General features: G+C 58.5%; 16 protein-coding genes and 1 tRNA gene. 12 read left to right on the top strand and 5 right to left on the bottom strand.

Annotation, left to right across the window (positions count from 1 at the left end; genetic code table 11):
* Positions 1 to 43: 43 nt before the first annotated feature.
* Together AC13C8_RS15885 and mazG are read right to left on the bottom strand one after the other, a co-directional pair.
* The gene (locus AC13C8_RS15885) at positions 44 to 1,060 is read right to left on the bottom strand and encodes a Fe(3+) ABC transporter substrate-binding protein (RefSeq protein WP_091429742.1); all 1,017 of its coding nucleotides are present in this window, start codon (positions 1,058 to 1,060) and stop codon (positions 44 to 46) included.
* An 81-nt stretch (positions 1,061 to 1,141) separates the two neighbouring features.
* Entirely contained in the window at positions 1,142 to 1,987 is an 846-nt protein-coding gene (gene mazG / locus AC13C8_RS15880) for a nucleoside triphosphate pyrophosphohydrolase (protein WP_245744685.1), read from the bottom strand.
* Positions 1,988 to 2,041: 54 nt separating this feature from the next.
* On the opposite strand from mazG, the gene AC13C8_RS15875 reads away from it, so the two are divergent.
* The 3 genes from AC13C8_RS15875 (at position 2,042) to AC13C8_RS15865 (ending at position 4,882) form a co-directional block, all read left to right on the top strand.
* Positions 2,042 to 3,205 (top strand): M20 aminoacylase family protein, encoded by a 1,164-nt coding sequence (locus AC13C8_RS15875; protein WP_482848267.1) that lies wholly within the window; start codon positions 2,042 to 2,044, stop codon positions 3,203 to 3,205.
* 80 nt (positions 3,206 to 3,285) lie between these two features.
* The gene (gene speB / locus AC13C8_RS15870; protein ID WP_482848266.1) at positions 3,286 to 4,248 is read left to right on the top strand and encodes an agmatinase; all 963 of its coding nucleotides are present in this window, start codon (positions 3,286 to 3,288) and stop codon (positions 4,246 to 4,248) included.
* A 184-nt stretch (positions 4,249 to 4,432) separates the two neighbouring features.
* The gene (locus AC13C8_RS15865) at positions 4,433 to 4,882 is read left to right on the top strand and encodes a DUF1499 domain-containing protein (protein WP_482848265.1); all 450 of its coding nucleotides are present in this window, start codon (positions 4,433 to 4,435) and stop codon (positions 4,880 to 4,882) included.
* Here AC13C8_RS15865 and AC13C8_RS15860 read toward each other — a convergent pair whose 3' ends face one another.
* On the bottom strand, positions 4,883 to 5,179 hold the full coding sequence (locus AC13C8_RS15860) for a hypothetical protein (RefSeq protein ID WP_245744686.1): 297 nt from the start codon (positions 5,177 to 5,179) through the stop codon (positions 4,883 to 4,885).
* Between the two features lie 70 nt (positions 5,180 to 5,249).
* Here AC13C8_RS15860 and prfA point away from each other — a divergent pair, with 70 nt between their 5' ends.
* From prfA to AC13C8_RS15845, 3 genes are all read left to right on the top strand, one after another.
* Positions 5,250 to 6,305: a peptide chain release factor 1 gene (gene prfA / locus AC13C8_RS15855; RefSeq protein ID WP_091429752.1), complete on the top strand. Its 1,056-nt coding sequence runs from the start codon at positions 5,250 to 5,252 to the stop codon at positions 6,303 to 6,305.
* Positions 6,302 to 7,162, top strand: coding sequence for a peptide chain release factor N(5)-glutamine methyltransferase (prmC, locus tag AC13C8_RS15850; protein WP_482848264.1), 861 nt, complete (start codon positions 6,302 to 6,304; stop codon positions 7,160 to 7,162). Before prfA ends, prmC begins: the two co-directional genes overlap by 4 nt.
* A gap of 252 nt (positions 7,163 to 7,414) precedes the next feature.
* Positions 7,415 to 7,981: a DUF4167 domain-containing protein gene (locus AC13C8_RS15845; RefSeq protein WP_091432189.1), complete on the top strand. Its 567-nt coding sequence runs from the start codon at positions 7,415 to 7,417 to the stop codon at positions 7,979 to 7,981.
* A gap of 135 nt (positions 7,982 to 8,116) precedes the next feature.
* Here AC13C8_RS15845 and gpt read toward each other — a convergent pair whose 3' ends face one another.
* The gene (gpt, locus tag AC13C8_RS15840) at positions 8,117 to 8,620 is read right to left on the bottom strand and encodes a xanthine phosphoribosyltransferase (RefSeq protein WP_091429756.1); all 504 of its coding nucleotides are present in this window, start codon (positions 8,618 to 8,620) and stop codon (positions 8,117 to 8,119) included.
* 12 nt (positions 8,621 to 8,632) lie between these two features.
* Entirely contained in the window at positions 8,633 to 9,451 is an 819-nt protein-coding gene (gene fabI, locus AC13C8_RS15835; RefSeq protein WP_091429758.1) for an enoyl-ACP reductase FabI, read from the bottom strand.
* A 156-nt stretch (positions 9,452 to 9,607) separates the two neighbouring features.
* Here fabI and pdxH point away from each other — a divergent pair, with 156 nt between their 5' ends.
* From pdxH to AC13C8_RS15805, 6 genes are all read left to right on the top strand, one after another.
* Positions 9,608 to 10,213 carry a pyridoxamine 5'-phosphate oxidase gene (pdxH, locus tag AC13C8_RS15830; protein ID WP_091429761.1) on the top strand — a complete coding sequence of 202 codons (606 nt, stop codon included), beginning with the start codon at positions 9,608 to 9,610 and terminating at the stop codon, positions 10,211 to 10,213.
* 113 nt (positions 10,214 to 10,326) lie between these two features.
* Positions 10,327 to 10,866, top strand: coding sequence for a cold-shock protein (locus tag AC13C8_RS15825; protein ID WP_091432190.1), 540 nt, complete (start codon positions 10,327 to 10,329; stop codon positions 10,864 to 10,866).
* A gap of 1 nt (position 10,867) precedes the next feature.
* Positions 10,868 to 11,368 (top strand): DUF192 domain-containing protein, encoded by a 501-nt coding sequence (locus AC13C8_RS15820; protein ID WP_091429763.1) that lies wholly within the window; start codon positions 10,868 to 10,870, stop codon positions 11,366 to 11,368.
* Between the two features lie 80 nt (positions 11,369 to 11,448).
* A tRNA-Pro gene (locus AC13C8_RS15815) sits at positions 11,449 to 11,525 on the top strand.
* A gap of 809 nt (positions 11,526 to 12,334) precedes the next feature.
* Positions 12,335 to 16,042, top strand: coding sequence for a vitamin B12-dependent ribonucleotide reductase (locus AC13C8_RS15810; protein ID WP_482848260.1), 3,708 nt, complete (start codon positions 12,335 to 12,337; stop codon positions 16,040 to 16,042).
* A gap of 429 nt (positions 16,043 to 16,471) precedes the next feature.
* Positions 16,472 to 16,759, top strand: a complete 288-nt coding sequence (locus AC13C8_RS15805) for a hypothetical protein (RefSeq protein WP_143064308.1) — start codon at positions 16,472 to 16,474, stop codon at positions 16,757 to 16,759.
* Positions 16,760 to 16,812 lie beyond the last annotated feature (53 nt).

Here is a 16,812-nt window from a genome sequence, read left to right as displayed (position 1 = left end):
CGGCGGTGACGCCGGGCTTTGCTGTCTTGATTGGTAAGACCGATCAACCGTCGAAATCGGCTTCCTGCATCAGTTTCAACGCATCGTCACGATAGCCGGCCACTTCCATCAGGTTTACGCCGTCCGGTGTAAAGCTGCCCCAGCCTTTCACCATGTCGTCGGCTTCGACGTCAGGCGAAATCGGGTATTCGAAGTTTTGCGCGGCATAGATTTGTTGCGCTTTGGGCGAGGCAAGGAACTCCATCAGTTTGATGGCCGTTTCCTTGTTCGGGGCGTATTTGGCCAGCGCCATGCCCGACACGTTCACATGGGTGCCTGATCCTTCAAAGACCGGGAAGACAACATTGACACTGTCAGCCCATTCCTTTTGCTCGGGATCGCTGAGCATTTTACCCATGTAATAGGTGTTGCCGATCGCGATGTCGCATTCCCCGGCCCAGATCGCCTTGACCTGCGCGCGGTCGTTGCCTTGCGGTTTGCGGGCCAGGTTGGCCTTCACGCCATCAATCCAGGCCCGGGTGGCTTCTTCGCCGTTGTGGGTCAGGTAGGCAGCGACCAGCCCCAGTGTGTATGGGTGGGTGCCGGAACGGGTGCAGATGCGGCCTTTCCACTTCGGGTCGGCCAGATCTTCATATGTGGTCACTTCGCCCTCGGCCACACGCTCTTTCGAGGCATAGACAATCCGTGCACGAGAGGTAAGGCCGAACCATTCATTGCCGGGATCGCGATAGGCGGCAGGAATATTGGCGGCCAGAACCTCGTTTTCGACCGGTTGGGTCAGATCGGCTTCGACCACGGCGGCCAGCCGGGCGAAATCGACCGTCATGATCAGGTCGGCCGGGCTGCGTTTGTCTTCGGCTTTCAGACGTTCGATCACGCCGTCCTTCAGGAAGGCCACGTTGACCGGAATGCCGGTTTCTTCGGTGAAGGCATCCATCAGCGGCTGGATCAGCTCGGGCTGACGATAGGAATAGACGTTGACTTCTTCCGCGCTGGCGGCAGCCGGGATAAGGGTTGCGGCCAGAATTGAGGCGGTGGCGAAAGTGCGAACTGTGTTCATCACGTGGGTCTCCTTGTTTCGTTGTCGCGCTTAAACCTGAGTCTTTTGCTTTGGTCAATACCCGATTAAAACAATCAGAAATTATTTGCCACCTGATCGTTCCGCTGTCTTCTCTGCTTCCCAATGGGCGTCCATCTCGGCCAGGGACGCGTCAGTGGGTGCGCGCCCTACGGCGGCCAATCGCCGCTCGATGCCCTGAAACCGACGCTCGAATTTGGCGTTGGCATGGCGCAGCGCCTCTTCGGGGTCGACCTTCAGATGGCGCGCCAGATTGGCCACCACAAACAGCAAATCTCCGATTTCCTCGCGCAGTTCGTCCGGACCCAGCGTGTCCCGGGCTTCGGCAACCTCGCGGGCCTCTTCGGTGATCTTATCCAGCACAGGGCCGATATCGGGCCAATCGAACCCCACGCGGGCGGCCCGTTTTTGCAGCTTGACCGCCCGCAGCAGGGCCGGCAAACCGATGGCGACACCATCCAGCACGCCTTGCTGGGCCTTGTCCGCGCGTTCGGCGGCCTTGATGGTCTCCCAGTCACGGGTCTGCTGTTCGGCGGATTTGTCACGTGATTCGTCGCCGAACACATGCGGATGGCGCGCGACCATCTTGTCGGACATGGTGTCGGCCACCTCGTCGAAGCTGAACAGCCCGGCCTCCTCTGCCATCTGGGCGTGAAAGACGGACTGAAACAGCAGATCACCCAATTCGCCCTTCAATTCGTCCCACGCCCGACGCTCGATTGCGTCCGCCACCTCATAGGCTTCCTCGATCGTGTAAGGCGCGATGGTGGAAAAACTTTGTTCGATGTCCCACGGGCACCCGTTTTGCGGATCGCGCAGGCGGCGCATGATCTCGCGCAGGCGATCCATCCCCCCTTGCGGGTCGTGAACCAGATTGTCTGAGGGGGAACGATCGTGGGTTTTGCTCATTGCATCATGGTCCAAATCAGGATTGTTTCGTCTCACCCTTGATAGGAGGAAGTCATGGCAATCATCAACCGCATTGGCGAATTTGCAGGCGACATGAAGACATGGCGGCGCCATTTGCATGCCCACCCTGAACTGGGGTTGGCGTGTCACGACACTGCGGCCTATGTGGTGGATCACTTGCGCGACTTTGGGGTGGACGAGATTCACGAGAAGATCGGCGTGTCAGGTGTTGTGGGCATCATCAACGGTCAGGGCGACGGGCCGACCATCGGCTTGCGCGCCGATATGGATGCGTTGCCGATGCAGGAAATGACAGGACTTGACCATGCCTCGACCGTGCCCGGACGGATGCATGCCTGCGGCCATGACGGGCACACCACCATGTTGCTGGGGGCTGCGCGTTATCTGGCGGAAACGCGGAATTTCCGGGGCCGCGTCGCGCTGATCTTTCAACCGGCCGAAGAAATAGACGGCGGCGCGAAATACATGTGCGACGAGGGCATGATGGACCGGTTTGGTATCGCCGAGGTCTATGCCCTGCACAACATGCCCGGGCACGATGTGGGCACGTTTTATACCACGCCCGGCCCGATCATGGCGGCGGTCGACACCTTGCGCGTCAAAGTGACGGGCCGTGGTGGCCACGCGGCTTATCCACAGGATACGGTCGATCCGATCATGGCCGTGGTGTCGATGGTGCAGGCGGTGCAATCCATCGTCAGCCGAAACCTGTCACCGATGGACAATCTGGTGGTCTCGGTCACGATGATTGGCGGCGGCACGGCGGACAATATCATCCCCGAGGACGCGTGGTTTGCCGCGACTGTCCGATCCTTCACCCCAGAGGTGCGCGAGATGGTGCAACGTCGTCTGCGCGAGGTCATTGAGGGGCAGGCGGCCAGTTTCGGCGTTACGGCCGATATTGATTATGAGCTGGGCTACCCGCCCACCGTGAACGACCCGGACGCCGTCAAGAAAGCCGCCGCAGTAGCGCAAGAGATCAGCGGTGCAAACCGTGTGCTGGCCAATGAAGGGCGTGAGATGGGCGCCGAGGATTTTGCCTACATGCTGGAAGAACGCCCCGGCGCATACTTGTTTCTGGGGCAGGGTAAAGATGGTGCAGGTGTTCATCACGCGGCCTATGATTTCAACGACGAAGTCGCCCCCTATGGAGCAAGTTTCTTCGCACGTCTGATCGAGCGGTTGAACCCGGTTTGAGGTCACGCCTCGAATTTGATCAAATTATCTGGCCAGACCGCGCAACCTGTGCTAACCGATCAGAAACAGGGGAGGCTCCTATGGCACTGGAAGACGCAAAAACACAGGTCGACATCGCATTTACGCGCGATGGGTTCAAGGGCTTGGCCTTTGAAAACACGTTTGGGGGGGCCTTGTCGTTTCTGCGCCGAACCTATTCCAAAGATCTGCGCGGCGTCGATATTGCGGTCACTGGCATCCCTTTCGACCAGGCTGTCACCAACCGCCCCGGCACCCGGCTTGGCCCGCGCGCCATCCGCGAAGCGTCGTGCCTGCAATCGCCCGATCAGGCCTATGGCTGGGATTTCGATGTGATGAGCGAGTTTGCCATCGCCGATTATGGCGATATGCCGTTCGATTACGCCCATATCGATCAGTTCCCCGCCGCGCTTGAGGCGCATATCACCAGCATTCTGGATCAGGGCGCGGCCTGCCTGACGCTGGGCGGCGATCACTATATCACCTTCCCGATCCTGCGTGCGCATGTGAAGAAGCACGGCCCCCTGAGCCTGTTGCAGTTTGATGCCCATACGGACACATGGCCCGACGATGACATGACCCGCGTGGATCACGGCACGATGTTCTACAAGGCGGTGAAAGAGGGTCTGATCGACCCCGCGCGCTCGGTCCAAGTGGGCATCCGCACTCATAACGACGACACGTTGGGCGTGAATATCATCGACGCGCGCGAGGTGCATGAAACCGGCCCCGTCGCGGTGGTTGACAAGATCAAGTCGATCCTGGGCGACCACAAGACCTATCTGACCTTCGATATCGACGCGCTGGACCCGGCATTTGCTCCGGGCACCGGGACGCCGGTCTGGGCTGGCCTGACCTCGGCGCAGGTGTCGATGATCTTGCGCGACCTGGCCGGGATCAACATTGTCGGCGGCGACGTTGTTGAGGTGTCACCGCCCTATGACACAACCGGAGCGACCGCCATTGCAGGAGCGCATGTGGCCATGGAAATCCTGAATCTATGGGCAGTTACGCGGCGCAGTTGATTTTTGAAACGGTTGCACTGTGAAACAACAGCATCGGTTGAACCGTGCTGCACGTCTCTGTGCGATGGCATTCGCGCGTCGCAGACCCTTGCAGGATTAGGCTTGCAGCGTTTGGCCGGCTCATCTATCGCTACCAATAGTTGATGGGTCACGATCCGCGGGGGCGGAGGGTGAGGGGGCGTGTGTGAATTATTTTGTCACTGCATTTCTGGGTATCCTTTTTCTGGCCGTTCTCGCGCTTGGCTGGGTGCGACTGGCCCCCTTGCCGACCGAGAGGTTCTCGGCCCGACCGGGACCGAACAATCCCGGGACGCACCGGCTGCCGGGTGGGGTGAAATACGTGATTCCATTGCGCATTCTGCCTGAGGGTGCGTTGGACCATCTGGCATGGATCGCGTTGGAAGCGCCGCGCACGCATCTGCGCTATCAGGAAGACGATTTGTTCGCGGTGGTCACCCGCTCGCGCCGGATCGGCTTTCCCGACATCACGGTGGCCTGGGTGGCCGATGACGCGCTGCATATCCACGCCCATCTTGTCTATGGCAAGAATGATCTGGGTGTGAACGAACAACGGGTCGACGCCTGGCTCGAGAAGCTCAGACATCTTGATGATGACATGGACGACGAGTTCTGATTAAAGCGCAGGCGGTTCGGCGGGGGCCTCGCTGCTGGGCAGTGTCTTTGGGCTGCCAGCTTGTGCCGAAACGCAGCCTTCGCCCGTGTCACGCCACATCGGCACGTTCAGGCTCATCTCGCAGCGGGCCATGAAGGCGCGCCCCCCCACGAACAGGCAAATGCGTTCGCCTAGTTCGACCCGGCTGCCGGACGTGTCGGTGCAATAGCAGTCAATGACCTTGCCACCCGGCGTGGTGACATCGGCCAGCGTCGGTTCCGCGAACAGTCCGCCCGCGACGAAGAAAAGGGGCAACATCCTGAACATGCCTTAGTTTAGCACAATCGCGCCTCTTGACCAAACCCCTGTGATAAGGGACACCGCCACAATGGTTCCTATGGAAAAACTCTCTGCGATCACGGAACGGTTCGAGTTCCTGGAAGCCCGTATGGGCCAGGGCCTGTCGGGTGATGAAATCGCGCAGGTCGGGCGCGAATACGCCGAACTGAAACCGGTGGTCGAGGAGATTGCCGCCTATCGACGCCTGCTGGATGACATTGCCGAGGCCGAGGCGATGCTGGACGACCCGGACATGCGCGAACTGGCCGAAGAAGAACTGCCCGCGCTGAAAGAACGGCTGCCCGCGGTCGAACAGGCGATACGGCTGGTTCTGCTGCCCAAGGACGCCGCCGACGCCCGCCCCGCGATGATCGAAATCCGCCCTGGCACCGGCGGGGATGAGGCGTCGCTGTTCGCCGCCGATCTTCTGCGCATGTATCAACGCTATGCCGAAGCGCGGGGCTGGAAATTCGAGATCATGGAGCAGAGCCTGACCGAGCTGGGCGGCATCAAGGAAGTCGTGGCTCATGTGAAAGGCGAAGGCGTCTTTGCGCGCCTGAAATATGAAAGCGGTGTGCATCGGGTGCAACGCGTGCCGGAAACCGAAAGCGGCGGGCGCATTCATACCTCGGCGGCGACGGTCGCGGTGTTGCCCGAGGCCGAGGACGTGGATATTCAGATCGACCCCGGTGACATCCGCATCGACACGATGCGCGCCTCCGGGTCGGGCGGGCAGCACGTGAACACCACCGACAGCGCGGTGCGCATCACCCACCTGCCCACGGGCATCATGGTGACGAGTTCCGAGAAAAGCCAGCACCGCAACCGCGAGATTGCGATGCAGGTTCTGAAAACACGGCTTTTCGATCTGGAACGCCAGCGGGTGGACGACGCGCGCGCCGCCGACCGTAAGGCGCAGGTGGGGTCGGGCGATCGGTCTGAACGCATCCGCACGTATAATTTTCCGCAAGGCAGGATGACGGATCACCGGATCAACCTGACGCTTTACAAGCTGGATCAGATCATTGCGGGTGATCTGGACGAGGTGATCGACGCGCTCGTTTCCGAAGATCAAGCCGCACAGCTGGCCGCTTTGGACGGATGACGAGCGGCGCGCAGCTTTTAGGCGCGGCCACGCGGACGCTGCGGGACGCGGGTGTGGATGATCCGGTCCGCGATGCGCGGGTGTTGCTGGCCCATGTTCTGGGTGTTGATCGCAGCCGTTTGACTGTGGTTCTGCCAGACAAGATCGCAGATCACGAAGCCGCCACCTATGAACGGGCCATTGCGGCGCGGGCCAAGCGCCAACCTGTCGCCCAGATCATCGGCACACGCGCGTTTTATGGCCGGGACTTCATCGTGACCGGCGACGTCTTGGACCCGCGCCCGGACACCGAGCTTCTGATCGACACCGCGCTGTCAGCTTCGTTTGATACCATGCTGGACCTCGGAACGGGAACGGGCTGCATCCTGTTGACATTGTTGGCCGAACGGCCCGAGGCGCAGGGGCAGGGGGTGGACCTGTCCGCCGATGCACTGTCGATTGCCCGATCCAATGCGCAAGTTTTGCAGGTCGCGGATCGCGCTGAGTTTACGGAAGGGTCCTGGTTCGAGATGGTCGACGCCGAAAAGCGGTTTGACCTGATTGTCTGCAACCCGCCCTATATATCGGAGGATGAGATGGCGACCTTGGCTCCCGAGGTGCGGGACTGGGAGCCGCATCTGGCGCTGACCCCCGGCGGTGACGGACTTGCAGCTTATCGCCAGATCATTTCCGAAGCGCCGCAACATCTGGTGCCCGGTGGACGCTTGATTGTGGAGATTGGCGCCGGGCAGGGCGCGGCGGTCAGGAACTTGTTTCAAAGGGCCGGATTCGTTGCAATCCAGTTGCTGAAAGACCTGTCCCAGCACGACCGCGTCGTCATCGGCAACTGGACGTCCACGCGGAATTTGTCCAGCTAACTGGTGTAAAACAGCCGTTAAATAGTCCGAAACCCGGCAAATTTCCCCGTTTCCATCAGTTTTTGCCAGATAAGGCTTGTGTTTCGGCAATCCACGTGACAATCAGGCTTTAGCAGTGTCGCAGTCCTTGTGACAGCCGCTGTTGGTAAGCCCTACAATTCGAGCGATGTGGCACAGATTGGTGTCTTGTTCGAAAACACAGCGCGGCAATTAAACCGCGCGTTGGAAGCTAAAAGCTGGAAAAACAAGCTTATGAGATCGCCGAAATCACGTTCGCGGAATAACAAGTCGAACCGAAACCGGAACAATCCCGGTAACATCATAAACCGCGTCTATGACAGCTCGGGCCCCGAAGGCAAAGTGCGCGGGACGCCCCAGCAGATCATCGACAAATATACCCAGTTGGCGCGCGATGCGTTCTTGTCGAATGACCGGGTTGCGGGCGAGAACTTCCAGCAACACGCGGAACATTACACCCGACTTCTCGGTGAAGCCCAGCGTGAGATGGAAGCCAGGCGGTTGCAGTCGGAACAGCAAAACCGCGAACGTCAACAACGCGAAAAAGAAGAGCGTGAGGCGCGAGCCGAGCGCAAATCGCCGCAAGGTGCCGCAGGTGAGGGCGATCAGCCCGACATCACGCCGCAGCCTGACACGATGGATGAGGGCGCGGAAAGCGGTCTGGTCGAAACGCCGGAAAGCAAGCCGAAGAAAGCGCCCGCACGGGCCCGCAAGCCCCGCAAACCGGCGAAATCAGATGCCCCGACCTCTGATGATGATGCGACAAGCGGCGCTCCGGATGCGCCCGAAGCAGCCGAGTAAGCTGCTCGCTCAGGTTATGTTGAACCCGGCCTGCGAAAGCTGTGCCGGGTTTTTTCACGCCGATTGGTCGTCACGGATACGAAAAAGCCCCACCACAAGGGGCAGGGCTTTCAGTTTTGTTTCCGAGGGACTGGCTCAGTCCGTACCGCGATACGGCTCGACATATTGCAAAGCCATGTCCCATGGGAAGAAAATCCACGTGTCCTGACTGACCTCGGTGATGAATGTGTCCACCAGCGGGCGTCCTTTGGGTTTGGCATAAACCGTGGCGAAATGTGCTTTGGGATACATGTTGCGCACCAGTTCCAACGTTTTGCCGGTGTCGACAAGGTCGTCAATGACCAGGATCCCCTCACCATCGCCCATCATGGCCGCATCCGGGGCTTTCAGAAGCTCGGCTTCGCCCTGCGACTGGTGGTGATAGGATTTGACCGAAACGGTATCAACGGTGCGAATGTCCAGCTCGCGCGCGACGATCATGGCCGGTGCCAGCCCGCCACGGGTGATCGCAACCACTGCGCGCCAGCCAGTGTCTTTTGGGCCCTGGCCATCCAGCCGCCACGCCAAAGCACGACTGTCGCGGTGGATCTGATCCCAGCTGATGTGGAAACCTTTTTCGTGGGGCAGACGGTCGCTCATGTGGAATGCTCCTTATTTGCGTCCAGTGGCCACGTCGATGTCGGGGGCGTCAACCGCCTTCATGCCGACAACGTGATAGCCGCTGTCCACATGATGGGTCTCGCCCGTGACGCCCGACCCAAGATCGGACAGCAGATACAGGGCGGAGTTGCCGACATCCTGAATGGTGACATTGCGGCGCAGCGGTGAATTCAGTTCGTTCCATTTCAGAATGTAACGGAAATCACCGATGCCCGAGGCCGCCAGCGTCTTGATCGGCCCGGCAGAGATCGAATTCACGCGAATGCCATCCTTGCCCAGATCCTCGGCCATGTAGCGCACAGATGCTTCAAGCGCCGCCTTGGCCACGCCCATCACGTTGTAATGGGGCATGACTTGCTCGGCACCATAATAGGTCAGCGTCAGAAGCGATCCACCATCCGGCATCATATCCGCAGCGCGTCGTGCGACGGCGGTGAAGGAATAGACCGAGATGTCCATCGTCACCCGGAAGTTTTCCGGGCTGGTGTCAACATAGCGACCCCGAAGTTCGTTTTTATCAGAAAAACCAATGGCATGGACGACGAAGTCCAACTTTCCCCATCTCTGCTGAAGTGTGCTGAACAATGCGTCAATCGACTCTTGATCCGCCACATCGCATTCAATGATGACATCCGAACCCAACTGGGCGGCCAGCGGATCAACGCGTTTTTTCAGCGCTTCGCCCTGATAGGAAAAAGCCAGTTCGGCTCCAGCGTCGGCACAGGCTTTCGCGATCCCCCATGCGATGGACTTGTCATTGGCAAGTCCCATAATCAGGCCGCGTTTGCCCTTCATCAATTCGCTCGACATTCTGGTTCCCCGTCCCGAGATACTCCGTTAAGTCCGTTTAGGCGATTGGCCCTGTCTCTTCAAGTCTGTGGGTCATGTCCTGTTAAGGTATTGTAACAGAGTTGGCACGGAACCGCGCAGGCCATATGTTTGGAAAGTAACGAAAAGGAGGCCGGGATGTCAGAACGTGGCGGGATATTTGCAGGCGACGATCCGTTTGTCATCGCGCGAAACTGGCTGGCCGAGGCCGAGAAAACGGAGCCCAATGATCCCAATGCCATCGCGCTATCGACAGTCGATGCAGACGGGCTTCCAAATGCGCGGATGGTGTTGTTGAAGGACATCGAAGATGATGCCTTCGTGTTCTATACGAATTACGGGTCGGCCAAGGCGCAAGAGCTGGACCAATCCGGCAAGGCGGCATTTGTCATGCATTGGAAAAGCCTGCGCCGCCAGATCCGGGTGCGTGGCATGATCGAGCGCGAGGAGGGACCTCAGGCGGATGCCTATTACGCATCGCGATCGCTGAAAAGCCGACTGGGCGCCTGGGCGTCGCATCAGAGCCAACCCTTGGCGTCACGCGCAGCGTTGATGGCCGAGGTGGCGAAGGTGACGGCAACGCATGGCACCAACCCGTCGCGCCCGCCATTTTGGGGTGGATACCGCATTTGGCCGACTGAAATCGAGTTCTGGGCCGATGGCGCGTTCCGCCTTCATGACCGGTTTCGTTGGAGCAAGGGGGAAAAAAATGACTCGTGGTCAGTTACTCGACTAAACCCTTAAAAAAACTGAATTTTCGTGCTATACCTGCCTAAAAGTATATGTGTTTAAGGCTTGCACCCGGATTTCAAACACCCCAATAGTATGGTGGGGATGCGAATTTTTTGAGGACAGAAATGGCGCAAGAAACAGACGCGCATGAGCCAATCGTGCTGCGTGGCCAGGTCAAATGGTTTGACCCGAGCAAGGGGTTTGGTTTCGTGATCGCAGATGAAGGCGGGGCGGATATTCTGCTTCATGCCAACGTGCTGCGCAATTTCGGCCAAAGCTCAGTTGCCGATGGGTCCATCATCGAAATTTCCGTTCAATCGACCGAACGGGGACGTCAGGCTGTCAACGTCTTGTCGATTCAGCCGCCCGCGGCTGATTCCGAACACCAACTTGAAGAATTCGTTGAAGGTGTCGTTGATCCCGACAGTGTTGGTCCGTTGGAGCCTGCGCGGGTCAAATGGTTCGACAAGGCCAAGGGATTTGGCTTTGCCAATGTGTTTGGACGGTCGGAAGACGTGTTTATCCATGTCGAGGTTCTGCGCCGGTCAGGTCTTGCCGATTTGCAACCGGGCGAAGCGATCGGCCTGCGAACAGCAGCGGGCAAACGCGGCTGCATGGCAGTCAGCGTGTCGTCGTGGGATGCGGCCACCGATCATAAGGATTGATATGCATAGCCAATTCAACAAGGTTCTGAGACTTGGGGCGTCCGTCATCTGCGCCTTTTTACTGTCTGGTCCTGCATTTGCCGGGACATGTGGTCCTGATCATGTTGACCTTCGTGGCGACTGGGGAAAAGCGCGGTTCACGGTCGAGATCGCCGACGATCCCGGCGAACGTGCGCAAGGTTTGATGAACCGCGAAAGCTTGCCGATGTCTCATGGCATGTTGTTTCTGTTTGATAAGCCGCAACCGGTCAGTTTCTGGATGAAAAACACGCTGATCCCATTGGATATGCTGTTTCTGACCGCCGATGGAACGGTGGCGCGGGTGCACGAGAACGCCATACCGCTTGATCTGTCGCCCATCCCCGGAGGGTCGGATATCCTTGCGGTGCTTGAGGTGAACGGCGGCATCGCCGAGCGGTTTGGCATAACCGAAGGCACCGAACTACGCCATCCTTTGCTGGATCAGAGCATCGCGTCATGGCCCTGCGCGGCAGCAGAATAGACAAGGTAGATCATGAAGATCGGGCAGGTCGTCAATTTGCCCTTTTCTTCGTCCATCACCCCCGTTAAGGAGAGGGCGTTCGGGGCGTAGCGCAGCCTGGTAGCGCGACGGTTTTGGGTACCGTAGGTCGCAAGTTCGAATCTTGCCGTCCCGACCACCACCATTCCACCATGAACCAGATCGACGCGGGTCGCCTTATCCCGACGACGCATGACCGCCATATCCGGTGATCCGGCACCCATCGCGACCGGTCAGCGCCAAACCATGTGCGTCCCGGGTCTCTCTCGGTTCCGGCCACTAAGGCAGGGGTGGTGACGAACCACCTAAGAGATATGTTCAACGAGAAATGTGATTCTTTTCCGACGTCATTTTTACGCGATGATGACACTTTGCCTGACGTATCAATGCCACACCTGACCGTCCTAACAGCTTGTTTGTCTGAAGATGGTGAGATTTCTCTGTTTTGCCGAGAGATCTTTTGAATTGCGTTCTCGCCCGAACGATCTGCCGTGGTGCGCCCCATGTGCTTGATGGTTCTGAATTGAGGTATCACTTTCCCTTTTTGGCATAAGTCCGGTGATCAAATAGCAAAATCAGAAACCATCCACAGACACCCTCTGATGAGGAATCAATTGGTTAATTCGGGACTTGCCCAAACCACGATTGAGGTCAACGCAAAAGAGTTGTGGATAGACCAGAAGTTTTTGTTGACCTGCTAGGGGTCGATACGTCACCTTGTGCGTGCTGGTCATCAAGCCACAACATATAGTGGCGGCAGGTTACAGCGGGACAGTGAAATATATATGGCGCGACCTGATGGGTCGAAACCAAACCGGGTCCGCGTAGGGCGTGTTTCGGGGCGGAATTCCTGTGTCAATTTCGGTCCTTGCGATCAGCTAAATTTTGAAGGGTGAAGGCGTGCCCAGACACGCAACACCACAGCGCACGAAGGATCGACGGGGCACTATGAAAATCGAACGCAAATTCACCAAAGCCGGAGCAGACGCTTATTCCGAGCTGGATTTCATCACCACTACATCTGAAATCCGTAACCCGGATGGCACAATTGTCTTCAAATTGGACGCTTGCGAAGTCCCGGCGGATTGGAGCCAGGTTGCCTCGGACGTGATTGCGCAGAAGTATTTTCGCAAAGCGGGCGTGCCGGCGGCCTTGAAGCGCGTGAAAGAAAAAGGTGTTCCTGAGTTTCTCTGGCGCTCGGTCCCGGACGACAAAGCACTGGCAGAGCTGCCGAAAGAAGAGCGTTACGGTGGCGAGACCTCGGCCAAGCAAGTGTTTGACCGTCTGGCAGGGGCGTGGACCTATTGGGGTTGGAAAGGTGGTTACTTCACCACCGAGGCTGACGCGAAAGCCTATTTCGACGAAATGCGCCACATGTTGGCCAGCCAGCGCGCGGCCCCGAACTCGCCGCAGTGGTTTAACACCGGCCTGCATTGGGCCTATGGCATCGACGGTCCGGCGCAAGGCCATTACTACGTCGATCACAAGACCCGCAAGCTGACCAAATCCAAATCGAGCTATGAGCATCCGCAGCCCCATGCCTGTTTCATCCAGTCGATCGGTGACGATCTGGTGGGCGACGGCGGCATCATGGACTTGTGGGTGCGTGAAGCGCGCCTTTTCAAATACGGCTCAGGCACCGGCACCAACTTCTCGTCCCTGCGTGCGGCGAATGAGCCGCTGTCGGGTGGTGGTAAATCATCTGGTTTGATGGGTTTCCTGAAAATCGGCGACCGCGCGGCGGGCGCAATCAAGTCGGGCGGCACCACACGCCGCGCGGCCAAGATGGTGATCGTGGACAGCGACCATCCGGATATCGAGGAATACATCAACTGGAAGGTCAAGGAAGAGCAGAAAGTGGCCTCGCTGGTTGCAGGTTCGAAGATGCACGAAGAGCATCTGAACCACATCTTCGCCGCGATCCGCACTTGGGATGGCGCCGAAGAAGACGCTTACGATCCGAAGGTCAACGAGTCCCTGAAAGACGTCATTCGTGCCGCGAAAAAGGTCGCGATCCCAGAGGTTTATGTAAAACGCGTGCTGGATTATGCCAAGCAGGGTTATGGCGCGATCGAGTTCCCGACCTATGACACCGACTGGGATTCGGAAGCATACGCGACCGTATCGGGCCAGAACTCGAACAACTCGGTGCGTGTGACGGATGCGTATCTGAAAGCCGTTGAAGCAGATGCCGATTGGGAACTGATCCGCCGCACCGATGGCTCGGTCGCCAAGACCATCAAGGCGCGCGATTTGTGGGACCAGATCGGCCACGCCGCCTGGGCCTGCGCCGATCCGGGCATCCAGTATCACGACACGGTCAACGCCTGGCACACCTGCCCGGAAGACGGCGAAATCCGCGGCTCGAACCCGTGTTCGGAGTATATGTTCCTGGATGACACGGCCTGCAACCTGGCCTCGATGAACCTGCTGACCTTCCTGGAAGGCGGTGTGTTCCAGGCCGAAGATTACATGCACGCCACCCGCCTGTGGACGATCACGCTGGAGATTTCAGTGATGATGGCGCAATTCCCGTCGAAAGAGATTGCCGAGCGCAGCTATGTCTTCCGCACGCTGGGGCTGGGTTATGCCAATATCGGCGGGCTGCTGATGAATATGGGCTTTGGCTACGACTCGCCCGAGGGCCGGGCGATGTGCGGCGCGCTGACGGCGATCCTGTCGGGTGTATCTTACGCGACCTCCGCCGAAATGGCGGGCGAGCTTGGGGCGTTCGAAGGGTTCGAGCGTAACAGGAATCACATGCTGCGGGTGATCCGCAACCACCGCACCGCTGCCTATGGCGCGACCGAAGGGTATGAGGGTCTGTCGATCAAGCCACTGGCGCTGGATCACGCAAACTGCCCCGATGCCAAGCTGGTCGATCTGGCCATGGGCGCGTGGGACGAGGCGCTGGCGCTGGGGGAAAAGCACGGCTATCGCAACGCGCAGGTGTCCGTGATTGCACCTACCGGTACCATTGGTCTGGTGATGGATTGTGACACCACCGGGATCGAGCCTGACTTCGCGCTGGTGAAGTTCAAGAAACTGGCCGGCGGCGGATACTTCAAGATCATCAACCGCTCGGTTCCGGCGGCGCTTGAGAAGTTGGGCTATGCGTCGTCAGAAATTGAAGAGATCATCAGCTATGCCGTGGGTCACGGCACAATTGGTAATGCGCCGGGGATCAACCACACGACGCTGATCGGTCACGGTTTTGGGCAAAACGAGATCGACAAGATCGAGGCAGCGCTGCCGTCCGCGTTCGACATCCGCTTCGTGTTCAACCAATGGACGCTGGGTGAAGAGTTCTGCACCAACGTGCTGGGCATCCCGGCCGAGAAGCTGAACAACCCCGATTTCAGCCTGCTCAGCCACTTGGGCTTCACCCGCCGCGACATCGAAGCTGCCAATGACCACGTCTGCGGCACGATGACCCTGGAAGGGGCGCCGCATCTGAAAGAAGAGCATTACAACGTCTTTGACTGCGCCAACCCGTGCGGCAAAAAAGGCAAGCGTTTCCTGAATGTTGACAGCCATATCTATATGATGGCCGCGGCGCAGAGCTTCATTTCCGGCGCGATCTCGAAAACCATCAACATGGCGAATGACGCCACGATCGAGGATTGCCAGAAAGCTTATGAACTGTCGTGGAGCCTCGGGATCAAAGCGAACGCGCTCTACCGCGATGGCTCGAAACTCAGCCAACCGCTGGCCGCGGCACTGGTCGAAGATGACGAGGAAGCCGAAGAAATCCTTGCCGCGGGTTCGCCCCACGACAAAGCGGTGACATTGGCCGAGAAGATCATCGAAAAAATCGTCGTCAAAGAAGTTGCGCGTGGCCGTGAGAAACTGCCTGAGCGTCGCAAAGGCTACACCCAAAAAGCCATCGTTGGCGGACACAAGGTTTACCTGCGCACCGGCGAATACGAAGATGGCAATCTGGGTGAGATCTTCATCGACATGCACAAGGAAGGCGCTGGCTTCCGGGCGATGATGAACAACTTCGCCATTGCCGTGTCCGTGGGCTTGCAATACGGCGTGCCGCTTGAGGAGTTCGTGGACGCTTTCACCTTCACCAAATTCGAACCTGCCGGGATGGTGCAGGGCAACGATTCAATCAAGAACGCAACCTCGATCCTTGACTATATCTTCCGCGAACTGGCTGTCAGCTATCTGGATCGCACTGATCTGGCGCATGTGAAACCAGAAGGGGCCAGTTTCGACGATCTGGGTCGCGGCGAGGAAGAAGGCGTGTCGAACGTTCAGGAAATGACTGAAACTGCGGCCTCCAAGTCATTGGAAGTGTTGAAGCAAATCAGTTCGACCGGATACTTGCGCAAGCGGATGCCGCAAGAGCTGATGGTGCTGCAAGGCGGCGCCGACGCAGGGGGAACGGTTCTGACCGGAACCGATCCGGTGGGCGTGCTTAACGCGTTGGTGCCGGAAACGGCAGGGATGAAAACCACCGTGACGGAAACACTGGTGAGCGAAACCGCGGTATCGACGGGCACGATCAACAAGATCGACGCGCGCACCAAAGCCAAGATGCAGGGCTACGAGGGCGACCCCTGCGGCGAATGCGGCAACTACACGCTGGTCCGCAATGGCACCTGTATGAAATGCAACACCTGTGGGTCGACCACGGGCTGTAGCTAAGAGACCGCCGGGCCCGTCCACGTCCCAAGGGATGTGCCCGGCTGACATGGGAGGGAGCGTGCGCAAGTGCCGCCTTCCATCTTGACACGGGGCGGGTGCGCTCGCCCCCTGACGTGGATAAGGCCGCAGGCAAAAACAACCGGGCGGTATCAAGGATGAGCCTTATCAGCGAAACTGGGGTGCCTTCGGGCGCCCCATTCTTTTTTGCAGGTTTGGCAGGTGCGATTTCATCCTTCTGCTGCAAGTGATTCTGTGCCGCAGAATGTTCTGGTTGACGTCACGGCATCAATACGCTCTGAGGACTGCGATTGAAGCGGAAAAACAACCGGACACCTGTAATAAGTTAAGGCTTTCTTGCCATGGGCGAACATTTGCCCTGTTCCTGCCATATCCAGCCGATAAAATATCCACCAGAAGTGGAGAAAGAACATGTTGGGGATAATCCTATGGTACAACGCCGATAAGAGCGTTGGCTTGGTCTGGTGTGAAGATCAGGGGCCGCTGGCGTTCATCGGTCCCGAGGTCGTCGCGCCGGAAGGTGTGGGCAGATTGCAGCGCGGATCGCAGATTTGGTTTGACTATGACGAGGCCAATGGCTTTCGCACGGTCTGCCGTATCGAAGAGGTTGGCGTGGTCATGGGAGGCGTGGACCCGGCCGAGGTTCTAAGCAACTATGACAAGCCGGACACACGGTCGGTTCTGCGGGTTGTGGCTTGACCCGTGTCAAGATCGGCAGACACGCCTAACCCGTTGCACGTGCAGAAATAAGC

The sequence above is a fragment of the Aliiroseovarius sp. B-4 genome, from assembly GCF_056857795.1.
The sequence above is the reverse complement of the archived record's forward strand: the minus strand, read 5'-3'. Positions and strand labels throughout refer to the sequence as shown.

Bases quoted from the DNA above. Each gene is read 5' to 3' on its own strand.
- AC13C8_RS15885 (WP_091429742.1), bottom strand. From the start codon at position 1,060: ATGAACACAGTTCGCACTTTCGCCACCGCCTCAATTCTGGCCGCAACC.
- mazG (WP_245744685.1), bottom strand. From the start codon at position 1,987: ATGAGCAAAACCCACGATCGTTCCCCCTCAGACAATCTGGTTCACGAC.
- AC13C8_RS15875 (WP_482848267.1), top strand. From the start codon at position 2,042: ATGGCAATCATCAACCGCATTGGCGAATTTGCAGGCGACATGAAGACA.
- speB (WP_482848266.1), top strand. From the start codon at position 3,286: ATGGCACTGGAAGACGCAAAAACACAGGTCGACATCGCATTTACGCGC.
- AC13C8_RS15860 (WP_245744686.1), bottom strand. From the start codon at position 5,179: ATGTTGCCCCTTTTCTTCGTCGCGGGCGGACTGTTCGCGGAACCGACG.
- prfA (WP_091429752.1), top strand. From the start codon at position 5,250: ATGGTTCCTATGGAAAAACTCTCTGCGATCACGGAACGGTTCGAGTTC.
- prmC (WP_482848264.1), top strand. From the start codon at position 6,302: ATGACGAGCGGCGCGCAGCTTTTAGGCGCGGCCACGCGGACGCTGCGG.
- AC13C8_RS15845 (WP_091432189.1), top strand. From the start codon at position 7,415: ATGAGATCGCCGAAATCACGTTCGCGGAATAACAAGTCGAACCGAAAC.
- gpt (WP_091429756.1), bottom strand. From the start codon at position 8,620: ATGAGCGACCGTCTGCCCCACGAAAAAGGTTTCCACATCAGCTGGGAT.
- fabI (WP_091429758.1), bottom strand. From the start codon at position 9,451: ATGTCGAGCGAATTGATGAAGGGCAAACGCGGCCTGATTATGGGACTT.
- pdxH (WP_091429761.1), top strand. From the start codon at position 9,608: ATGTCAGAACGTGGCGGGATATTTGCAGGCGACGATCCGTTTGTCATC.
- AC13C8_RS15825 (WP_091432190.1), top strand. From the start codon at position 10,327: ATGGCGCAAGAAACAGACGCGCATGAGCCAATCGTGCTGCGTGGCCAG.
- AC13C8_RS15820 (WP_091429763.1), top strand. From the start codon at position 10,868: ATGCATAGCCAATTCAACAAGGTTCTGAGACTTGGGGCGTCCGTCATC.
- AC13C8_RS15810 (WP_482848260.1), top strand. From the start codon at position 12,335: ATGAAAATCGAACGCAAATTCACCAAAGCCGGAGCAGACGCTTATTCC.
- AC13C8_RS15805 (WP_143064308.1), top strand. From the start codon at position 16,472: ATGTTGGGGATAATCCTATGGTACAACGCCGATAAGAGCGTTGGCTTG.